This window comes from Pseudomonas sp. CP-1, from assembly GCF_021213715.1.
GTDB lineage: Bacteria > Pseudomonadota > Gammaproteobacteria > Pseudomonadales > Pseudomonadaceae > Pseudomonas > Pseudomonas aeruginosa.
In genome coordinates this window covers 1-20,732 of the sequence record NZ_JAJQKY010000022.1, presented here as the reverse complement: position 1 = coordinate 20,732, position 20,732 = coordinate 1, and the positions used below count along the sequence as shown (strand labels likewise).

General features: G+C 66.1%; 21 protein-coding genes. 5 read left to right on the top strand and 16 right to left on the bottom strand.

All coding sequences use genetic code 11. The features are described 5' to 3' along the window. Positions 1-85 precede the first annotated feature (85 nt). Together queD and mvaU are read left to right on the top strand one after the other, a co-directional pair. The gene (queD, locus tag LT948_RS28220; protein WP_003090505.1) at positions 86-442 is read left to right on the top strand and encodes a 6-carboxytetrahydropterin synthase QueD; all 357 of its coding nucleotides are present in this window, start codon (positions 86-88) and stop codon (positions 440-442) included. A gap of 307 nt (positions 443-749) precedes the next feature. Further along, complete coding sequence (gene mvaU / locus LT948_RS28215; protein ID WP_003090506.1) at positions 750-1,103, top strand: histone-like nucleoid-structuring protein MvaU; 354 nt, start codon at positions 750-752, stop codon at positions 1,101-1,103. A 75-nt stretch (positions 1,104-1,178) separates the two neighbouring features. On the opposite strand, the gene LT948_RS28210 is transcribed toward mvaU, so the two are convergent. From LT948_RS28210 to LT948_RS28155, 12 genes are all read right to left on the bottom strand, one after another. Beyond that, entirely contained in the window at positions 1,179-1,475 is a 297-nt protein-coding gene (locus LT948_RS28210; protein ID WP_003097713.1) for a VF_A0006 family four-cysteine protein, read from the bottom strand. Positions 1,476-1,738: 263 nt separating this feature from the next. Then, a complete protein-coding gene (locus LT948_RS28205; protein ID WP_003138910.1) occupies positions 1,739-2,323 on the bottom strand; it encodes a GspMb/PilO family protein in 585 nt (194 codons plus the stop codon). Further along, on the bottom strand, positions 2,323-2,706 hold the full coding sequence (locus tag LT948_RS28200) for a hypothetical protein (RefSeq protein WP_003162130.1): 384 nt from the start codon (positions 2,704-2,706) through the stop codon (positions 2,323-2,325). Before LT948_RS28200 ends, LT948_RS28205 begins: the two co-directional genes overlap by 1 nt. A 646-nt stretch (positions 2,707-3,352) precedes the next feature. Then, on the bottom strand, positions 3,353-4,432 hold the full coding sequence (locus tag LT948_RS28195) for a general secretion pathway protein GspK (RefSeq protein ID WP_003138906.1): 1,080 nt from the start codon (positions 4,430-4,432) through the stop codon (positions 3,353-3,355). Then, entirely contained in the window at positions 4,422-5,012 is a 591-nt protein-coding gene (locus tag LT948_RS28190) for a PulJ/GspJ family protein (protein WP_004350096.1), read from the bottom strand. The genes LT948_RS28195 and LT948_RS28190 overlap by 11 nt, the downstream gene beginning before the upstream one ends. Next, positions 5,009-5,434 carry a PulJ/GspJ family protein gene (locus LT948_RS28185; protein ID WP_003110087.1) on the bottom strand — a complete coding sequence of 142 codons (426 nt, stop codon included), beginning with the start codon at positions 5,432-5,434 and terminating at the stop codon, positions 5,009-5,011. Before LT948_RS28185 ends, LT948_RS28190 begins: the two co-directional genes overlap by 4 nt. Further along, the gene (locus LT948_RS28180; protein WP_023981094.1) at positions 5,434-5,844 is read right to left on the bottom strand and encodes a type II secretion system protein; all 411 of its coding nucleotides are present in this window, start codon (positions 5,842-5,844) and stop codon (positions 5,434-5,436) included. The genes LT948_RS28185 and LT948_RS28180 overlap by 1 nt, the downstream gene beginning before the upstream one ends. After that, positions 5,813-6,247, bottom strand: a complete 435-nt coding sequence (gene gspG / locus LT948_RS28175; protein WP_003090519.1) for a type II secretion system major pseudopilin GspG — start codon at positions 6,245-6,247, stop codon at positions 5,813-5,815. Before gspG ends, LT948_RS28180 begins: the two co-directional genes overlap by 32 nt. A 53-nt stretch (positions 6,248-6,300) precedes the next feature. Continuing rightward, positions 6,301-7,488 (bottom strand): type II secretion system F family protein, encoded by a 1,188-nt coding sequence (locus LT948_RS28170; RefSeq protein WP_003138899.1) that lies wholly within the window; start codon positions 7,486-7,488, stop codon positions 6,301-6,303. Positions 7,489-7,492: 4 nt separating this feature from the next. Then, entirely contained in the window at positions 7,493-9,220 is a 1,728-nt protein-coding gene (locus LT948_RS28165; protein WP_023091667.1) for a GspE/PulE family protein, read from the bottom strand. Next, the gene (locus LT948_RS28160; protein WP_003097732.1) at positions 9,210-10,013 is read right to left on the bottom strand and encodes an ABC transporter permease; all 804 of its coding nucleotides are present in this window, start codon (positions 10,011-10,013) and stop codon (positions 9,210-9,212) included. Before LT948_RS28160 ends, LT948_RS28165 begins: the two co-directional genes overlap by 11 nt. A 602-nt stretch (positions 10,014-10,615) precedes the next feature. Then, positions 10,616-11,368, bottom strand: a complete 753-nt coding sequence (locus LT948_RS28155; RefSeq protein ID WP_003138896.1) for a class I SAM-dependent methyltransferase — start codon at positions 11,366-11,368, stop codon at positions 10,616-10,618. Between the two features lie 225 nt (positions 11,369-11,593). Here LT948_RS28155 and LT948_RS28150 point away from each other — a divergent pair, with 225 nt between their 5' ends. The 3 genes from LT948_RS28150 to LT948_RS28140 all read left to right on the top strand — a co-directional run bounded on the left by LT948_RS28150 (position 11,594) and on the right by LT948_RS28140 (position 14,944). Then, entirely contained in the window at positions 11,594-12,568 is a 975-nt protein-coding gene (locus LT948_RS28150; RefSeq protein ID WP_033995852.1) for a quinone oxidoreductase family protein, read from the top strand. Positions 12,569-12,590: 22 nt separating this feature from the next. Further along, a complete protein-coding gene (locus LT948_RS28145) occupies positions 12,591-13,520 on the top strand; it encodes a LysR family transcriptional regulator (protein WP_003160458.1) in 930 nt (309 codons plus the stop codon). A gap of 182 nt (positions 13,521-13,702) precedes the next feature. Then, positions 13,703-14,944, top strand: coding sequence for a dienelactone hydrolase family protein (locus tag LT948_RS28140; protein ID WP_003113399.1), 1,242 nt, complete (start codon positions 13,703-13,705; stop codon positions 14,942-14,944). Between the two features lie 7 nt (positions 14,945-14,951). Here the strand turns inward: LT948_RS28140 and LT948_RS28135 are convergent, their stop codons facing one another. The 4 genes from LT948_RS28135 to LT948_RS28120 form a co-directional block, all read right to left on the bottom strand. Beyond that, the gene (locus tag LT948_RS28135; RefSeq protein ID WP_003090528.1) at positions 14,952-15,914 is read right to left on the bottom strand and encodes a threo-3-hydroxy-L-aspartate ammonia-lyase; all 963 of its coding nucleotides are present in this window, start codon (positions 15,912-15,914) and stop codon (positions 14,952-14,954) included. Positions 15,915-16,076: 162 nt separating this feature from the next. Beyond that, positions 16,077-16,268 carry a hypothetical protein gene (locus LT948_RS28130; RefSeq protein ID WP_003090543.1) on the bottom strand — a complete coding sequence of 64 codons (192 nt, stop codon included), beginning with the start codon at positions 16,266-16,268 and terminating at the stop codon, positions 16,077-16,079. Continuing rightward, positions 16,265-20,218, bottom strand: coding sequence for a type VI secretion system effector Tse5 (gene tse5 / locus LT948_RS28125; protein WP_073656962.1), 3,954 nt, complete (start codon positions 20,216-20,218; stop codon positions 16,265-16,267). Before tse5 ends, LT948_RS28130 begins: the two co-directional genes overlap by 4 nt. A gap of 49 nt (positions 20,219-20,267) precedes the next feature. After that, on the bottom strand, positions 20,268-20,732 hold a 465-nt coding region (locus LT948_RS28120; RefSeq protein ID WP_073653236.1), incomplete at its 5' end, for a bacteriophage T4 gp5 trimerisation domain-containing protein.

Below are 20,732 nucleotides of genomic sequence, written 5' to 3'. Positions count from 1 at the left end.
GAGCAGACCGGGTCCGGCGCGCAAACCTGCTACCATGGCGCCCCCATTCCGGTTGTCCGATAACCCCGATCCAGAGCGCACTACAGTGGAACTCTTCAAAGAATTCACCTTCGAATCCGCCCATCGCCTGCCCCACGTCCCCGAAGGCCACAAATGCGGGCGCCTGCACGGCCACTCGTTCCGTGTCGCCATCCACATCGAAGGCGAGGTCGATCCGCATACCGGCTGGATCCGCGACTTCGCGGAAATCAAGGCGATCTTCAAGCCGATCTACGAGCAACTCGACCACAATTATCTGAACGATATTCCAGGCTTGGAAAACCCCACCAGCGAAAACCTCTGCCGCTGGATCTGGCAACAACTCAAGCCGCTGTTGCCGGAACTCTCCAAGGTCCGCGTCCACGAAACTTGCACCAGCGGTTGCGAATATCGGGGCGATTGATTCGCCCGACTCTCCCCTGGCGCTTCGCCATCTGCTCTAAAACGGGCTTCCACACAACGGGCCCGTTCTGCCATCTCTCTCCCATGGGTTGTACGAAGCATTATCCCCACGGACATAAAGGTTTCATATTCTTCCGGGAAACATCCGGCAAGCTGTCCCCACAGTCCGTTAGTCAATAAAACCGTGCAACTATATTGTTCTTCCAGTAGATAAAGACTTATCCTTTGCCGCGGACACGGAAAGTCCGTAAAGCCACTATAAATGCACCAAAACCCAGCACCATATTTTTAGAACGGGAGTGAAACGAATGTCCAAACTTGCCGAGTTCCGCGAGGCAGAGCGCAAACTTCAGGAGCAACTGGCCCTGCTGGAAAAGCTGAAAAGCGACAGCAGCCTGAAGCAGGAACTGGAATTCAAGGACAAGTTGCAGGCGTTGATGGACAAGTACGGCATGACCCTGCACAACATCATCGCCATCCTCGACCCCAAGGCTCCGGTCACCGTCAGCGCCGCTCCGCAGCGCCGTGCCCGCGCCCTGAAAGTCTACAAGAACCCGAACAACGGTGAAGTCGTCGAAACCAAGGGCGGCAACCACAAGGTTCTGAAAGCCTGGAAAGAACAGTACGGTTCCGAAACCGTCGAATCCTGGCTGCAACGCTAAGCCGGTTTTCCCGACGGCATCCTGCCGATGCCGTCGGAAACCCCACTGGCTACTTTCGCTCCCCTCCTCGCCAGATCAATTCTGCGACTTCGATTCGCAAGCGCTCCTGATCTTCTGCGCCGCCAGGTTGTTCTCCACCCCCGGCAGGTTCTCCAGCAGACACTCGTAATAAGCCTTTTCCCGCGACAGCAGGAAGGAGCCGTCGTTATACAACTTGTCGCAGGCCTGGGTGATGAAGTGAACCGCCACCCCGCTCTTCGCCGTGCGTTGGTAGTCGAGTATGCATTGGTCGTAGTCCTTGTCGTCGGCGAGAGCGGAAAGCGGGAATAACAGCAGCAGGGGCAGCAGGAACTTCATGGCAATGGTATCCATGGGAAAGTTGTGCTCCAGCATGGACGAGCCGGCTCGGAGTGCCAAGCCGACCATGAAGTAAAATTTTGCACTTGTTTACAGGCCGGACCAGACTGGCCGTTCTTCGCTGCGCGAATGCGACAATGGCGGGCCGGAGAGCCGAATCGCAGGCGTCCCGAGCGGATTCGGTTTCCCGGCCGCCTGGCGGCAACTCGCTCCATCGAAGGGCACCGCCCTCCGCCGAACTCTTCCAGCAAACGGGTGCTGCCCGATCCGCATCCGCTTCAATAGGCCGCTACGAACAGGAACGACAATTGTAGATTGAGCATGGGCGACGACATATTGTTCAGTTCCAGAAACTCCACCGATACTTGCCGCTGCTCCGCTTCTATATCCTGCAACAACCGACTGAACGAGGCTGGCTGCAACTGCCCGCGAACCTGGGCCTCGATACGCGCGATCGTCCCTTGCTTCTCGAAGCCGCGAGGAAGCAGTACGCTCACTTCCGCGTCAGGGACGCCCGCCAGGCGAACCCGCTCGGTCAGCCAGGCCTGCACATCGGCCCTCGCCTGCGACGCATTCGGCGCCTGCCAGAAGCGCTCTCGCTGAAGGTTCAGTACCTGCTCTGCCTGCATCGCCCGCTCCGGCCAGGCGGTCTGCCGGGAAACGTCCTGGAGCTTGAGCCATTCCCCGGCCAGACGACGATATTCCTCCCCTCGTTCCTCCCTCCAATCCATGCTGAGCATGACCAGATGCACAACCAGCAGCAGGCACAGGCTCCAGATGGCCATGCGCAAGAGTGGTTTTTCCTGCCATTGTCGTTGCAGGTTCCGCCCCTGGAACTGCAGTGATCGCTGGAAGTCCGACATCAGGCACCCTCCCCCGGCGTACGCAGGACCAGGCTCAGCGATAGCCCCTCGCTCTGCGAAGGTTCCACCCTGACATCTTCGAAACTCCCCGACTCCATGAAACGCCTCACATAGAGACGCGGGTCGACACTGTCGGTGCCAATCCGCAACTCCAGCTCGGAGCCTCGATAGCGCCAGGCGAGCAACCGACTGTCCTTCGGCAACAGTTCCGCTACCTGTCCCAGCAGCGCCACCTGCGAGCGATGCTGCAAAGCGCGCCCCAGCTCCGTGGCCATCCGATTGGTCTGCAAGGCCTGGTTGCGTGCGCTGAGGATCGGCGAGACCTGGCCGCTCAGCTGGTCGTACTGCGTTCGCAGCGCACGCTCGGCCCACCACCAGGACAAACCTTCCCCCAGATTGAATCCGCATCCCAGCAACAGGGTGGCTATGAGCCCATGCGGCAACCAACGCTCCCATCGCAGCAGCGTTGCTTCCGCCGCCGGAACGGCCCAGGGACGGCCCAGCGCTTCCCCAGGCTCGGCAACCAGGCTCTCCGGAATGCGTATTCCCGCCAGCCCCCGGAGCAACCGAACCCATTGTTCTGGCTGGGGTGGGCTGGGAAAGAAATGGCTCAGGACAAGGCAGTCATCTCTCCAGACCTGCAGATCCAGCCCGGAGCGAACCCGAAGCAGCCGAACCGTCTCGCCTTCCGCGACCGACCGAGGGGGAGCCTGCAGGAGGGATTCGGGGATACAGCGATAACGCCGAGGTTGGTCGACGCAGTCTTCGGCAACGGCCTCCCGGACCTCCTCATCCCAGAACCAGACCAGAGCATGGCCACCCCGCCAGGCTACGTAATGGCCTGCGCGGCGAAAAGGCGCCAGGGCGGCAAGCTTCAACGCCAGTGCCTGATACCGGTCAGAGCGCGGCACATGATTGAGATCGAGACAGCGATAGACACACCACGCCCGATCCACGATCCACTGCGCTGGGGCGCGCCGCGCCAACCCTGTACCTCTACGTACCCACTCAAGCTGCGCCCGGCCATCCTTACCACGGCCTTGCCACAAGCGGGGCGGCAAGAACCCCGGGGGCGATATCGGGATGCAGCGGAGGATTCGAGTAGCGATCATTTATCTTCACGGACCTCTTCGAGAGAAGCTGCCAGGGTGGCAGCAGGCGGTGCTCTGAGTTGAAGCGGACCTCGTATTCCGTCCCCTGCTCGGCTCCTGGCGGGTAGAGCCGAATCGACAGGACCGGACTGGCCAGGCGCGCCCAGCCATCCTCGGGAACCAGCCTCGCATGCCCCCCGAGGACGTCATGCAGGTCCGACATCCGGGTGAACGGACGCTGCCAGCGGGCTTGCAGCAGTCGGCCGACAGCGTCCTCCGGTAGTCCCCAGGCAAGAGACAGGATTCGGGCATCCGCGGTGTTGATGTTCAGCGCCGCCTCGTCCGCCGCAACCAGATCGCGCCAACCGGCGTCGAGCAAATGCGCTTCCCAGGGGCGCCAGGCCTCCAGCCGGAAGACTTCCATCACCGAGCGCAACGGACGGCGCCGGGCCTGGCCCGGAGAGGACCTGTCGCTGGCTTGCGCGGCGCTACCCAGTCGTGGAGCGGCGCCGGGATAGAGATAGCTGAACCATTGGGCGACCATGACCTGCACCTGCTCGGCGGGAACCCCCAACCCCGCCAGCAGCCTGGACAGTACCCGCGGATCGATGCCGGAAAGACTGAGGCGCGCGGAGCGATCGAGCAGCGCAATGCACCAGCCATTGGCCATGCAGAACTCCCGGCCATCCAGAGGCAGCTCCCCGCCAATGGGCAGGATCGAAGTGTCCATGTCCACCTTGCTCGGCGCGGCGCCAGCATTTCCCGGTACGCTCAGGCCCGCGACGGTATAGCGCTGGGTAGCCACCAGCCATTGGACCCGCGCCAGCAAGGCATGCTCCTCCAGCTCACGAAGCAGCGCCTTGCGCCGGTTTTCCGTGGCATCCAGCGAGCGCCCGACCCAGAGTACAGCGGCACTGGCCAGCAGGGTCATGATGGCCAGGAACCAGACCACTCCGACCAGAACGAAGCCAGACGAGCGGGCAGACGCCGCATGTCGGCATGCGCCATCAGAAATCATGTTCGGCGGGCCTCGCTCTGGGCAGCGCGACCGCGACAAGGACAAACAGGCGCTCCTCGGGAGCCGTCAGTGCCATCGCCTCGGGAAGGGTATCGGCCAGTTGCGCGCTCGGCGGCCAGTCCCGGAGCCACTGGCCGTGACCGTCCAGATAGCGGAAGCGAGCTTCGCCGCGCAGATGCAGGAGGGGCCAGCGACTGTCCTCCAGCCTTCGCACATAGATCAACTCGGTCCGGTCCTCTCCTGCCCGCCGCTCGAGCCGGAAGGCCAAGGGCGTCGGGATGCCCGCACGGCGATCCAGGGCCGCGGCAGACATGGCCTCGAAACTGAGTTCGTCCCCTCGCAAACGCCAGCGGACCTCGCCAGCCTCGGGAGCGACCAGGTTCTCCACCGCATCACGGAACCAATCGAAGGTCAGCGCCCGGACCTGTCCGCGCCCCAGGTTCTGGTGCAAGGACTGGTTGGCCTTGCTGGCATAGCTCAACCCTTGCATGAGCAACGTGCCGATGAAGGAAACGACCAGCAGCACCACGATCATCTCGAGCAGGGTGAATGCACCCTGTTTTCGTCGCGAGCGGATCATGGTCCATCACCCAGTCGCGCTGGGATGACCACGTAACCGGGAAGCTCCAGTTGCAGCGTCTGCGGCGTTCCATCGCCGGCCCGGATGCTGGCGACGACCCTGAACAAGGTCACGTCGTAGATGCCCGGACTGCCGCTATGGCGGCCCACCGCCGCTTTCGATGCGGACAGTGGCGAACTTCGCCACTCCAGCCGGTAATGCCCCAGCCGGACCCTGCCTGCGGGTTCGAGCGCAGGGTTCATGCGCTCCAGATAGGCCATCGCCACCCGGGCCGTCTCGATGCGCAGCTCGGCCGCCTCGACCCGCTGCATGCTCCGAAAGGCACTGTTGAGCCAGGCGAAAAGCGCACCGCCGACCACTGCCAGAAGCGTCAGCGCAACCACCGCCTCCAGGAGCGTGAAGCCTTCCTGCCGCGCCGGCATCAGCGGATCGTCCCGGGCGCGCAGAGGGGGGGCTGAAGCAGCAGCGTATGTGTCGCGCGCCCATGATGGACCTGCAACTTTCCGCCCAGGCAAACTCCGTTTGCCATGTAACGTATCGGCGGCCGAGCAGTAACCGTCCAGCCATCGGGCAGTCGCAGCAACTGCTCGGGAACCGCCCCGCTCTCATCAATGAGCAGCTCCCGCCCGTCGCTGCGCACGCGATAGCCCAGGGTCTGTAATTGATTGAACAGATCGTCCAGCGCGGTCCTGCGCGCCCAGGTCTCCTGCATCCTCACCAGGCCGGGCAACGCCACCGCAGCAATGGCCCCGACGAACACCAGCACTATCAGCAGTTCGAGCAAGGTGAACGCGGCCTGGTCAACGTTTGGGCGCGTAACCGACATCGGCATCCAGGCCTTTCCCACCGGGCTGCCCATCCGCGCCCTGGCTGTAGAGAGTGAAGGGTTGTTCGGCACTCGGCCTGTCGCTGTACAGGTAAGGCCGGTTCCAGGGGTCCAGCGGTACGCCGCCCTCGAGGTAGGGCCCGTGCCAGAAGGCCCCGAGACGTTCATCGGAAGGCGGCGTGTTGAGTAGCGCCAGGCCTTCTTCTTCGGTCGGCAGCCGGCCGATGTCCAGGCGCATGGTGAGCAACGCGCCCTTGAGCATCTTCACCTGGGTATCCGCCGTCTGCGCCTTCGCCTTGTCGGCCTGACTGAACAGTCGCGGCCCGACGAGCCCCATCAGCATGCCGATAATCACCAACACCACAATCATCTCGAGCAGGGTGAAGCCCTGTTGTGCAGCTCTGTTCATACGGTTTCCACTTCACGTCTCATCCAACCAGCCGCGGCATCGATACCCGGCATTCAAAGCACCATGTCGTTGGCGCTGGTAATCGCCAGTACCACGCCGGTAATGATCAGGCCGAACACAGAGCCGATCAGCAGGATCGCCAGAGGCTCGATCAGCACCAGGGCCTTTTTCATTCGCGCCTGCCCGGCCTCTCCATAGAGCGTCGCCAGGCTCTGCAGCATCTCCGCGAGCTGCCCGGAGGCCTCTCCAACCCGCACCAGGCTCGAACCGATGGACGTGACCGCCTGGCGCTCCTCCAACGCTGCCGACAAGGCGATGCCGGCCCGCACATCCTGGGTGACTCGCTCCAGGGTCCGGCGCTGCCGGGCAATGCGGACGCCAGCGGCGGAAAGCGCCAGGGCCTCCACCAGCGGCACACGATTTCCCAGCAGGGTTCCAAGCACCTTCGACCATTGCGCTATTTCCGCCTGCATCAACCATTCCCCGACTACGGGCAGGCGCACCAACTGGTCGAGCGCATGGGCGCGGAGCGCCGGATTGCGCAGCGCCACGGCAATGCCGCCAGCAAGCAGCAGGACGGCGAACGCCAGCAAGCCGGAACTCTCGTTGCTCCATACCCCGATGCTCAGCACTGCCCAGGCAAGCCACGGAAGCTGGGCGGTCTCGTTCAGGAGATTGGCGAATTTCGGAACGACGAAGACGAACAGGGTCGCCACGGCGAGCACCCCGCTGAGCACCAGAATCGCAGGGTAGATCAGCGCCCCTTGCAACTCGGCGCGGGTTCGCCGTTCGTATTCCATCTGCGTGGCACAGTCCCTCAGGGCTCCTGCGAGGTTTCCGGTCATCTCGCCGGCCGCCACCAGTTGATATACATAGCGCGGCAGGTCGAGGCCGGCGCTCTCCAGCACCACGGGAAAGGACTGCCCCTGGCGCAGACCATTGGCCATCGCCTGCAGGGCGGAAATCAACTTCGGGTGGCGCGCGCCTCGCTCCTGGGCCTCCACCGCGTCGGCCATGCTCACTCCCGCCGCGAGCATGGTGGCCAGCTCGTGGATGGCCATGTTCAATTCCTCGGCCTTGAGCCGACGTCGCGAGCCCAGGTTGCGGCGTTTCACCTCCAGGCTGAGCGGGGTGAGCCCCTGGCGCTGCAACTGCCGCAGCGCATCCTGGCGCGTGGGGAGGCAGAGTTCGCCACGAACGCGCCTGCCCTTGCGATCGACGGCTTGGTAGATGAAATTCATGGGCTTAGCCGCTGGTCACGCGATGCACCTCGTCAAGACTGGTCATACCCAACCAGGCCTTGATCAAGCCATCTTCACGCAGATTGCGCTGTCCCTGGCTGGCGGCAAGCCGATGCATCTGTTCGAGGGAAGCTCTCTGCACGATCAGGTCGCGCATCTCGGAAGACAGATCGACGAGTTCGTAGATGCCCACACGGCCGCTGTAGCCGGTACCTTCGCAGCGGCCGCAGCCTCGCGCCACGCGCCATTGCGCTGCCTGCCCCGGGAACAGCCGCGCGGTGGCCGCCTCGGTCGCTGCCAGATCGGCCGCAGCAAGGGTTGGCTCGCAAGGTTCCGCGCAGTGGGCGCACAACCTGCGCACCAGTCGCTGGGCCTGGACACCGCGCACCGGCGAAGCCACCAGGAAGGGTTCCACGCCCATGTCGATCAAGCGCGTGAAGGCACTCACCGCATCGTTGGTATGCAGGGTCGAAAGCACCAGGTGACCGGTGAGCGAGGACTGTACGGCGATCTCCGCCGTCTCCAGGTCGCGTATCTCCCCGATCATGATCACATCGGGATCCTGCCGCAGGATCGAGCGCAAGGCGGCAGCGAAGGTCAGGCCGATGTCGGCATGGACCTGGACCTGGGTGATGTTGGGCACCTGGTACTCCACGGGATCTTCCACGCTGATGAGCTTGCGCACGCCATCATTGATTTCCTCCAGCGCGCCATAGAGCGTCGTGGACTTGCCCGATCCGGTGGGGCCGGTCACCAGGATGATGCCGTGGGGTTCCGCTACCCATGCACGCATCCTCCGCAAGTGGTCCGGGAGCATCCCGAGCCGGTCCAGGCACAACCCCTCGCGCTCCTTCGGCAACAGGCGCATGACCACCGATTCGCCATGCACCCCTGGCAAGGTGGAGACCCGCACGTCGAGCTCCGTACCGCTGACCCGGATGCTCATGCGTCCATCCTGCGGCAACCGTCGCTCCGCGATGTCGATGGCGGAGATCAGCTTGATCCGCGAGACGACCGCCGCGAATCGCTCGCGGGGAAGGCTCAGTTGGTCGTGCAGGACGCCGTCGACGCGGAAGCGGATACGGAAGTCGAACTCCCGGGGTTCGATGTGAATATCCGAAGAGCGCTTTTCCATGGCCTGGCTCATCACGTTGTTGACGAGTTCGACTACCGGCGCCTCCTCCGCCAGCTCCCGCAGGTAGCGGATGTCTTCGCTGCCGTAGGCGTGCCGATCCGCACCTTGCCGGGCCAGGTCCAGGGAATGCTCCAACCAGCCGTCCAGATCCTGGGAGCGGCACAGCACTGCTTGAATCGAGCGCTCCGGATAGAAATAGCCCAGGGTTTCGCGTATCGAAGGAGATAACGGATCACGCGCCGCGAACAGCAGTTGCTCGCCCTCCTCCCAGACCACCAGTTGCTCTTCGACGAACCAGTCGGTATTGATCGGGGTGCTGAGCAGGAATGCGGCGATGGACTCTTCGCTCGGCTTCCGCAGGTCGTCCCCCACCAGCGGCAACCGCAGTTGCTCCGCCAGCACCTGCATGAGGGTATTTTCCGAGATGGCTCCGGAACGCACGAGAATACCTCCCAGGCGGCCGCCAAGCCGGCGTTGCAGGTCGAGCGCCCGCTCGAGTTCCTGGCCGCTCACCAACCCGCGTTCGAGCAAACGCTGCCCCAGCGGTATCCACTCGGCCGTCACCTGCGGGCCCGGGGAAACGGCCTCAGAGGACATCTGCAAAACCTTCCTGTACCCGACGGAACCAGAGGAAGCCCGATGAACAGACCAGCAGCGACGCAACGCAATAAACGCTGAAGACCCCAAGGGTCGGATAGGGAGCATCGAAAAGGATCGCCCTGACCATTTCCACCGGGATCGTCAGCGGATTGAGGTACAGGTAGGGCTGCATTACCGGTGGCAAGGATGACAGCGGATAGAACACCGGGCTGATGAATAGCAGAAGCACCAGGAGAAACTGGACGAACTGCCCTATGTCGCGAACATAGACCCCGAGCCCCGCGAGGAACCACGCCAGCCCCGTCACGCAGAGCAGGAAGGGGAGCAGGGCAAGCGGTAGCAGGACCAGTTGCCAGCCCGGCTCGACGCCGCTGAAGAGAAGAAAGATACAGAGCACCAGGTAGCCGAGCATGGCGTTGAAGAAAGCGGCCAGCAGCGGTGTGAGGGGGAGTATCTCCAGGGGAAAAACCAGCTTCTTCACGTAGTTGGCGTTGGCCTGGATGATAGTCGGGGCCCTGGACAGGCTTTCAGCGAGGATCCCGTTCAGCAGGAGTCCGGAAAACAGGGTCAAGGCGAAGGAAAGCGTGCTCTGGCTTCCACCCCAGCGCGACTTCAGCACAAAGCCGAAGACAAACGTATAGATCAGCAAGAGCAGGAACGGCGAGACGATGATCCAGATGCGGCCCAACATGGCGTCGCGATAACGCAGTTCGACCTCGCGCCGGGTCATGACCAGCAGGAGCCTGATGCGACTGGCGAGACTGGCCGGTACCAAGAGGGAACCACTCACAGAAAAACTCTCCACGGCGAAGAAGAACAGAACCCGCTAACCATGAAGGATCGAAGCGAGCAGGGCCATCAGCCCCCACTACTTCTGGCGTAAGGTTTTTCTGATTCAAGAAGAATCTTCAGAAGACCGGAGCAAGCCGGCACTCTCGCCAACTCGATCTCCCATCGGCTCCGTACCTGCTGGAAAGCACGTGGGTAACCCCGACAATGGCAACGGCTCTCAAGGTGAGGGGCCGGACTGCGCGGAGTGCACCCTCGATTCAGCAGCCAGCGGCAGTGAAACCGGGACGAAAGCAAGACTCATCCTGCAATCGGGGCGATTTCTTCATAGCGAGGGAAAACCTGGCTCAGTGAAACGAAAGCACGCACTGAGCGCCCCGTACGCCAGGGACTGGCAACCTGCACGCCGACCCGGCCTGGGGCGGCATGGCGAGTTCGACGAATACGACTCGGCGCGCCACCTGCCCCTGTGCCCGCGCTCAAGCGACGCCGCGGCTGCCAAGGGGTTGCAGCGACCTGCGTAGACGGCAGGCGGAAGCGCTGGCGGACGCGATCGGCGCTCTCCCCGCCGTCATGGTTGAGTTTCGGATTGCGTCCGATGGCTCAGCGGATCACCCCGGCGCGCACCGTCAGCGGCCAACTGACCCGATAGCGCGTCTGCGGGTCGCCCCAGGCTTCGCGCAGCTCATCGACGAACGCGGCGCCCGGATCCTGGCCAAGGGCCTTGCCGGCTTCCTTCACCGCCGACCAGGTACCGACATAGCCCAGCAGTTCGTCCAGGGTCCAGGCCACCTCGATGGCCAGGTCCGGCAGGCGGCGCTCCTCGAAGGGGAACGGCAGATTGCGGTAGCCCTCCTCCACGTGGCGCCGCTCGGCAGGCCAGTAGGGGCCGACGACCTGGTGGTAGAAGTGCTGGACCAGCGGTTCCATGGGTCCGTCGACATGCAATACGCCATAGGTAACCAGAGCCAGGATGGCGTCCGCGCGGGCCACACGCCGGACTTCCTCGTAGAAGCGCGGCAGGTCCAGCCAGTGGGCGGCCTGGGCGACCGTCACCAGGTCGGCGCTGGCCGCCGCCAGCCCGCTGTCCTCGGCCAGGGACACGCGATACTCGACCCGCTCGCGAGCCTGCGCCTTGTCGATCTGCGCGGCGCTGGCGTCGGTACCGACCACCCGTTCGAAACGCTCGGCCAACAGCACCGTGAGCTGTCCGGTGCCGCAGCCGCAGTCCAGGGCCAGGCGGGTGCCGGGGCAGAGCGCGGCCAGCTCGTCGACCAGCCGCGCCGGGTAGGTCGGACGATGTGCGGCGTAGTTCGCCGAACCGGTGGAGAAATGATCCTTGAAAGGTGCCGTCATGGGACTCTCCCGAAATGATCCCGGCGACCACAGGGACCATGGCCGTCCAGGCTGCCGCCTTACACTAGGCGAATCCTGTCGATACGGAAACACGACTTTCGGTCACCTTGGAGCACCGTCTCACTACTGCATGGGGTGCAGCAATCAACTGCAAAGAACCTACCTGGTCATCCCCGGATGCTTCATTAGACTGCCGGAACGACGAACGCAGCCAAGGAGACCGCCATGCCCAGTCGCATCACTCTCAACGCAAACGGAGGCCCCGAGGTCCTGCGCCTGGAGCATGTCCAGGCGCAGCAACCGGGCCCCGGCGAGGTCTGGCTGGAGCAGGCCGCCATCGGCGTCAATCCGCTGGACCTCGGCCAGCGCTCGGGAGCGGTACCGATTCCGCTGCCGTCCGGCCTCGGCCTGGAAGGCGCCGGGGTGGTCGCCGCGCTGGGTCCGGGAGTCTCCGGACTAGCGCCGGGCGACCGCGTCGCCTATGCCACCGGCCCGCTGGGCGCCTATGCCAGCGCCCGGCTCTACCCCGCCGAGCGCTTGCTGAAGCTGCCCGACACACTCGCTTTCGAGGACGCGGCGGCGCTGCTGTTCAAGGGCATCACCGCGCACTACCTGCTGCACGCCACCTACCCCGTCGGGCCCGGCACACGCATCCTGCTGTACGGCGCGGCGGGCGCCGTCGGCCAGTTGATGGCGGCCTGGGCCCGGCACCTGGGCGCCTGGGTGATCGGCGTGGTGTCGAAGGCGGAAAGCGTCGAGCGGGCCAGGGCTGCCGGCTGCGACGAGGTGCTGGTGTTCGACGCGGCCAGTCTCGCCGCCCAGGTCACCGAGCTGACCGCCGGGCGCAAGGTCGATGTGGTCTATGACCCCATCGGTCGCGCTACCTTCGAGGCGTCCCTGGACAGCTTGCGTCCGCGCGGCCTGCTGGTGTCCTTCGGCGCTACCTCCGGCGTGCCGCCAGCCGTCGAAGTCGCCACCCTCAACGCCAAGGGTTCGCTGTTCCTCACCCGTCCCTCGCTCGCCGCCCACACCGCCAACCCGGAGGAATACCGGCTACGCGCGCAGGCTGTGCTGCGCGCCCATGCAGACGGTGTCATCCAGCCCCGGGTCTGGCGGCGCTACCCGCTGGCCGAGGCGGCCGTGGCGCATACCGATCTGCTGGAGGGACGCTCGCAAGGCGCGCTGGTACTCTTGCCCTGACCCACCCGCAAGAGGCGCATGCATGCAACCGTTCGACAGCCGGCAGGCCGATGAAGTCGCCACGCTCCTGGCCCTGGCCGAGCACGGTTCGTTCGCCGCCGCCGGCCGCGCCCTGCAACGCCATCCCTCGGTGCTCTCGAAGCGGCTCGGCGCACTGGAGCGTCGCCTCGGCATCCGCCTGGTCGAACGCACCACCCGGCAACTGCGCTTCACCGATGAAGGCGAGCGCCTGGCGAGCCGCTTCCGCCAGGCCGTCGACCTGCTCGACGAGGCCGAGCACGAAGCCAGCCTGGGCGCCGCGCAACTGCGCGGACGCCTGCGCATCGCCCTGCCGTCGGCGATGGGCCGGCTCTGGCTCGGTCCGCTGCTGGCGGAGTTCGCCCTGGCGCATCCGCAGGTGGTGCTGGAAACCGACTATTCGGAGCGCTTCGTCGACATCATCGCGGAAGGCTTCGACCTCGCGATCCGGGTCGGCGAACTGGCCGACAGCCGCCTGGTGGCCAGGCGGCTGTGCGCCCATCGGCGCATCCTCGGTGCCGCTCCCGACTACCTGGAGCGGCATGGGGTACCGCGTATTCCGGCCGACCTGGCGGCACACAATTGCCTCGGCTTCAGCGGACTGCACTCGTACCCGGAGTGGAAGCTGACCCGCCAGGACGAACAGCAGCCCGTGCGGGTACGCGGCTCGATGGTCAGCAACGACAACGAGGCCCTGCTCTGCGCCGCACGCCAGGGCCTGGGCATCTTCGCCGCCGGCGAGTGGCTGATGAGCCGCGACCTCGAAGCCGGCAGGCTGGTACGGGTGCTGCCGGAGTGGCAACTGGATGCCGACGCCGGCGTCTACCTGGTGCGCCCCTCGGCGCGCTACGCCACGGCGGCGGCCAGCGCGTTCCGCCAATGGGTGGAAGCGCGGTTCGCCGCTGGCCCGCCCTGGCAGCGCCAGCGGGCCTGAGCGGTATCCGCGAGCGGCTCGCCGAGGAGCGCGCCGCCTCCCGCCCCTCGCTCCCGGACAATCCGGATACCCTCCCGCCAGCATGCGGATAGCCAATGACCCGCCGGCCGGTTCCTACTAGGCTGGTTCGCTTCGCTTTCCCGTTTTCCCACTCCAACAACAACCCGATGAGGAATCCAGGCATGGGACAGTACGTCAGCATCGCCGCGTCCGACGGCAGCGGCCGGTTCGACGCGTATCTCGCGCTCCCCGCCAGCGGCAAGGGGCCGGGCGTGGTGATCGGTCAGGAAATCTTCGGCGTCAACGCGAACATGCGCGCGGTGGCCGACCTGTACGCCGAAGAGGGCTACGTGGCCCTGGTCCCCGACCTGTTCTGGCGGCTGCAGCCGGGCGTCGACCTGGGCTACGACGAAGCGGCCTTCGCCAAGGCCATCGAGCTGTTCCAGCGCATCGACCTGGACGCCGCGGTGGACGACATCGCCGCCTGTATCGAGCACCTGCGCCAACGCGAGGAGGTGGTCCACGCCGGGATCGGCTTCGTCGGCTTCTGCATGGGCGGCAAGCTGGCCTACCTCGCCGCGACGCGCACCGACGTCTCCTGCTCGGTGGGCTACTATGGCATGGGCATCGAGGCGCTGCTCGACGAGGCGAAACAGATCAAGGGCCGGCTGGTGCTGCATTTCGCCGAACAGGACGCCTACTGCCCGCAGCAGGCCCGCGACGCGATCCTGCCCTGCCTGCGCAACCTGCCCAAGACCGAGTTGTACCTCTACCCCGGCGTCGATCACGCCTTCGCCCGCGTCGGCGGCATGCACTTCGACAAACCGGCCTACCTGATGGCCCACGAACGCAGCATCGCCGCCCTGAAGCGGGAGATCGGGCCGAACTTCGACCTCTCCGCGCTGTGGGACGAGCATGTGCGCCACGAGTTCGATACCCGCGACGTCGCCGCGACCATGGCGACCATGGTCGCCGAGCCCTACGTCAACCATGTCCCGACCCTCACCGGCGGCGTCGGCCAGCGCGAACTGAGCCGCTTCTACCGCCATCACTTCATTCACGGCAACCCGCCGGACATGACCCTCACGCCGATTTCGCGGACGGTGGGGGCGCTGCAGGTGGTCGACGAGTTCGTCATGCGCTTCACCCACAGCTGCGAGATCGACTGGCTGCTGCCCGGCGTCCCACCCACCGGGCGCTTCGTGGAAATCCCCATGCTCGGCGTGGTGCGCTTTCGCGGCGACCGCCTGTACCACGAGCACATCTATTGGGACCAGGCCGGCGTGCTGGTGCAGATCGGCCTGCTCGACCCGCAGGGCCTGCCGGTCGCGGGGGTGGAAAGCGCGCGCAAGCTGCTCGACGAAAGCCTGCCGTCGAACCGCCTGATGGCGCGCTGGGCAGCCAGCGAAGGACTCGGCCTCTAGCGGCCGGCTAGCCGCCGAGCAAGGCGCAGAAACGCGCCAGGTCGACGTTACCGCCGCTGAGCAGGATCCCGACCCGCTTGCCGCGCAATTCGTCCTTGCGCTGGCGGGCGGCGGCCAGGCCGAGGCAACCGGTGGGCTCGACCAGCAGCTTCATCCGCGCGGCGAGGAAGCGCATGCCATCCACCAGTTCGGCGTCGCTGGCGGTGAGGATGTCATCGACGTTGCGCTGGATCAGCGGGAAGGTGAGATTGCCCAAATGCTGGGTCTGGGCGCCATCGGCGAGGGTCTGCGGCGTATCGATATGCACGATGGCGCCGCTGCGCAGCGAACGCTGGCCATCGTTGCCGGCCTCCGGCTCCACCCCGTAGATCCGGCAGGCCGGCGCCAGCGCGCGGATCGCCAGGGCGCAGCCGGAGAGCAAGCCGCCGCCGCCGAGGGGCGCGAAGAAGGCGTCCAGCGGACCGACTTCTTCGAACAGTTCCTTGGCCGCGGTGCCCTGCCCGGCCAGCACGTCGGGGTGATCGTAGGGCGGGATCAGGGTCAGGCCATGGCGCTGCGCCAGGTCGCGGCCGATCTGCTCGCGATCTTCCGTATAGCGGTCATAGAGCACTACCTGCCCGCCGTAGCCACGGGTCGCCTCGATCTTCACCGCCGGCGCGTCGGCCGGCATCACGATGGTCGCCGGGATCCCCAGCAAGCGCGCCGAGAGGGCGATGGCCTGGGCGTGGTTGCCGGAGGAGAACGCCACCACCCCGGCGGCACGCTGCTCGGCGGAAAACCGCGACAGCGCGTTGAAGGCGCCGCGGAACTTGAACGCTCCCATGCGCTGCAGGTTTTCGCATTTGAAGAAGACTTCCGCGCCGAGTTCTTCGTCGAGGGTACGCGAGGACATCACCGGCGTGCGGTTGGCATGCCCGGCGATCCGCGCGGCGGCGGCGATCACATCGTCGTAGGTAGGCAGGTCGTGCATGGTCGGTTCCTCGGACCTTGGCAAAGAAGACGGGCAGGTCGCCAGGTTAGCAGGCGAACGCCGCCAGCAGCGCCTGCGCGACAGCATCGGCGGCGGAAGACTGGCGGAGCCATTGACGAAGAGGCCCTGCATGGGTCGATGCTCCGCGATGCCGGGTCGGCCTCACTCGTCCAGGTAGCCGTCCCTGATGCCCTTCGAGCGGCGGTAGAGGTAGAGCCCGAGGCGCAGCACGACGAGCACGCCGAAGAACACCCCGACGGTCACCCAGGTGTTGCCGAAGAACCATTCCAGGCAGACGTAGAGCAACGCCAGCGGTATGCAGACGAGAGTCATCAGCAGGTAATGCTTGATCATTGCGGCGGGCACTCCTCTTCTTCGTCCTTCAGCGGGCATTTGACGATCTGCTTGCCCGTCTGCCAGGCGGCCTGGGTGGCCACGGCCTTCTTGATGGTATCGGCATGGGCGGCCTTGCGCGCGGCCAGCTTGGCCGCGCGGTTGGCGGTGTTGGCCGCCTGTCCGGAAAGGGTCCTGATCGCCTTGGCGGACTGCACCACGGTCTTGCCGGTGCTGAGCATGCCCGGCGCCACGGTGCCGATGGCCGCCGAGGCGCCGACGTGTTTCCAGTTGATGTCGATGCACTTCCACTTGATATCGGTGAGGTCGCGATCGCTGTCCCAGTTGTCCTTCATCTGCCCCAGCACCTGCTTGCCGGTCTGCATCCCCAGCTCGATGCCGGCGCCCAGCGCCGCTCCGATCGCGGCGCGGGCGGCGAAGGCGCCGATCACCACCAGCGGGATGATCAGGCCGGTGGGATCGTAGGCCAGCGTGGGCGCGTTCAGCGCGTAGGCATAGGGGTTGGGGCCACCGCCCAGGCCGAGCGGGTCCTGGCTGGCATAGCGCCCGGCTTCCGGCAGGTAGTAACGGTAGCGGTTGTAGTAGAGGCCGCTTTCCTCATCGTGGTACTGCCCCTGGAAGCGGATCGGCTGCGCACCCGGCTGTCGTTCCGGCGCTACCGCCCGCCAGTCGTCCGGAACGCCCTGCCAACGCAGTTGGCCACGTTCGTCGCTCAGCTGCAGGGGGGTACCGAGGTGATCGGTGTGGAAGAAAGCGATCCGCGCCTCGCCCAGCGCCGGCACGCATTGCGCCGGCAGCGGCTGGCCTTCGGCGGCGAACGCCTGGCGCAGTTGCAGCAGCTCCGGGGGATCGGGCTCGCAGGCCTGCTCCAGGCGCAGCAACGGGACGAAACCGCCCGGTTCGTGAACGGTGGTGCGCAGTTCCCGCGCAAAGGCTTCGGCGCATTGGCGATCGCCGTCCCAGCCGAAGCGCACCTGCTGCTCGACACCGTCGCGCAGCACCACCTTGGCGATCCGTCGCGACAGCGCGTCGTAGCGGTAGCGCGCCTCCAGCCGCGTGCCGTCGGCGTAATCGCGCGTCAGATGGACCAGGCGCTGCGCGCCGTCGTAGGCCAGGCGCAGGCGCTCGCCGTCGGCGCCGATACGCTCGACCAGGTTGCCCAGCGCATCGAAGCGATAGCGGTTGCCGGCGATCCTCTCCACGCGGTTGCCGGCCCAGCGCGCCGGGCCTTCGCCGGCCTGGTTCGCGCGCGCCTCGGAGCGACTGAAACCGGAGCGGTACAGTTCGTTCTCGGCGAATGCCTGGCGAGCGTCCTCGCGCGCGTACTCGCCGACGCCCTCCAGGCGGTTGCCGGCGGCATCGTAGCGGTAGGTGCTGGCCGCCGCGCCAGCGCGCCGGCTGGCCAGCAGGCGACCGCCGAGGTCGTATTCGTAGCGCACCGACGGATACTGGTTGTCGTCGATGCCGACCAGTTGTCCAAGTCCGTCGTAGCGATAGCCGCGCTGCCAGTCGAAACCGCCGGCCAGACGCAGGCGGCTGCGCTGCAGGCGTCCCAGCGGCGCGTGCTGGCGCTCCTGGGTGAACAACGCGTCATCCTGCCCGTCGCGGCGGGCGTCGCGACGCACCTCACGGTGCAGGGCATCGCGCTCGAAGGCCAGCTCGACCGCACCGACCAGCGCGCCGTGCAGATGACCCGGGCCATAGGTCAGCCAGGCGACCGGCGGCGCGTCGCCGTAGCGGCTGGTCTGGCGCACGCCTAGCGCGTCGTGGCTGTGCTCGACGCTGTAGACCCAACCGTCGGCATGTACCTGGCTTTCCAGGCGCAGGTTACCGACCTCGTCGTACGTGTAGCGCACCTCGCAATCCGCCCCGCCGGCGCTGGCCAGGCGGCCGTCGGCCAACCAGCGGTAACGCTCGACCAGGGCCGGTGCGTGCTCGGTGGCGGGAACCCGGATGCTCGCCAGGCGGCCGTCGCGGTCGTAGGCATAGGTGGTCTCGCGACCGTCGGCATCCTCGCGGGCGATCAGTTCGTCAGCGGCGTTGTAGCGATAGCGTTGGCGACGACCGTCGAAGCCGGTCTCTTCCACCAGACGGTCCAGCAGGTCGTAGCGGAACTGCGCCTGGACGCCGTTCTCGTTGGTCAGGGCGACCAGCCTGCCGGCTTCGTCGTGCAGGTAGGACAATTCGCCGCCGCCGGCGTCGGAAACCCGCGCCAGCAGATCGCCATGCCCCCAGGAAAACAGCGTGGCGTGCCCCTTGGCATCGGCGATACGGGTCTGCCGCCCAAGGGCGTCGTATTCATAGCTCAGGGCGCTGCCGTCGGCCAATTCCAGGCCGATCAGTTGCCCCAGCGGGTCGTAGCGGCGCCGGGTCAGTTGTCCCAGCGGGTCGCTGCTGGCGACCAAACGTCCTTCGTTGTCGTAGTCGTAACGCCAGACCTGGCCGGAACAATCGGTCAACGCGGCCAACAGGCCGAAGCGGTTCCACTCCAGGCGCCGCTCGCCGCCGCGCGGGTCGACGATTCGCGTCGGCCGGTCGGGCAGGCGCGGGTCTTCGTAGGCGTAGCGGGTGCTGCCGGCCGGGCCGCGCACCGTCGTCGTATTGCCCCGTTCGTCGCGCTCGAAGGTCCAGCGGCGCTGCATCGCGTCCTCCAGCTCGACCAGCAGCCCGGTCTCTTCGTCGACGCGCTTGCGATAGCGCGCCTTGCCCGGCGACTCCTCCTCGAGCATCCGCCCCTGGCCATCGCGCCGGCGCCGCGTCTCCCGTCCCAGCGGATCGCGCATGGCGACCAGGCGGCCGAACAGGTCGTAGTCGAACTCGCTACGGCTGCCGTCGGCCCTGACCAGCGCGGTCCAGCGCCGCTGCCCACCCTCGCCGGCGAACTCGTAGCGTTCGACGCGGCCGAGGCTGTCGCTGACCTCGGTGGCATCGCGCAGGTAGCGGAAGGTACGGGTCAGGCCGCCCGCCTCGATCTGCTTCACGACCCGCCCGTGCGGAGCATGGACATCCCACTCGTAGCGAACCTCCAGCCCGCCCGGTTCGCCGTGGGCGACCAGCATGTGCTCGCGCCAGGCGAATACCCGGACCACCTGGCCAAGACGGTCGCGCACGGCGATCAGATCGCCGCTGTCGCTGAACTGGTAGCGCACCAGCCAGTCGAGCCCCGGGCTCTGCGGATCGATGTAGTCCGGAGGCGGTCCGTCGTGGCTGGCCAGGATCACGCCGAACAGACGCAGGCCGTCGTCGCCCTCGCTCGGCTCGCAGGCCTGCTGGTAGACCAGCGCATAGCTGCGCCCGGCGCTGTCGCGCACGCCGGTGAGCAGGCCACGTCCGCTCCAGCGGAACTCGGTGCGGTAGCCGGCGCGGCCGAAGCTGGCCTGCAGGCGCCAGATACCGTCGGGGCAACGCTGGAAATGCAGGTAGCTGTGGCCGGACAGCACCAGCACGGAGCCCTCCTGCGTCTGCAGTTCGGCCGGCACCGCCGCCCAGCGCCCGCGCCAGGCCTGCGCTTCGCCGCCGCTCGAACCGCCGCGGCGCAGCCACAGCTCCTCGCTGCCGGAATAATGCTGCGCGCCGGGAGCCAGCGCAGGAAAGCCGATCCGGCGGCCCTGGGCGTCGACCAGCACGCAGGCGTCTTCGCTCAGTTCCAGGTGCATGCTCTCGCCCGGCAGCCACCAGCCCCGGCCGAGCCGGCCGATACGGGGGTTGCTCGACAGGTAGCCACGGGCGAAGGTGAAGGTGTCCGGCGCCGCCAGGGCGAAATCGACCTCTTCCGGCAGCAGCTTGCTGCCGAGCATCGGGTTGACCGGCTTGCCCACCAACGGCACGCAGGCGGACACCCGGTCGGCCAGGCCGACCGCGCTGCTGCCGACGTGCACGGTGGGCGAGCCGGTGGAGATAACCCCTCCCGAGACTTTCTCGCCGACATGGGAAACCGGTAGGCCGCTCATCTATCCATCCTTCCTTGGGAAAAGCCGCGACAGGACATCCGCCCGCCGCTCAACAGTTGATATCGACATTGGGCGAGAGGATCTCGATCTCCCCCGGCGTCAGGCGGATCGTGCTCTGGCCGCAGCGCAAGAGGATCTCGCGGTCGGCGGTCAGCTCGATGCGCTGGCTGCCGAGGGTGATGCTCTGACCGTCCAGGGTGATCTTCGAGCCATCGTCGCTGCCGCCCACGCTCACTTCGTAGCTATCGCCCACCGACAAGGTCTTCTTCTTCATCACCTGGGTGCTCTGGTTCAGCCCGACCACGGTGTTCATCATCATGCCGACGTTCAGGCTGTAGCCGAGCCCGACGTTTTCCATGCGCCCCATGCCGACGTTCTGCAACGAGGCCATGAGGATGGTTTCCGTCTTGTTCATGCCGATCCTGACCGTCTCGTTGCGGTCGACCGTCTTGCTGCGGTTGGCATGCACGGTGATGGTCTCGTTGTTGTCCACGGTCTCGGTGCGATCGTGCTT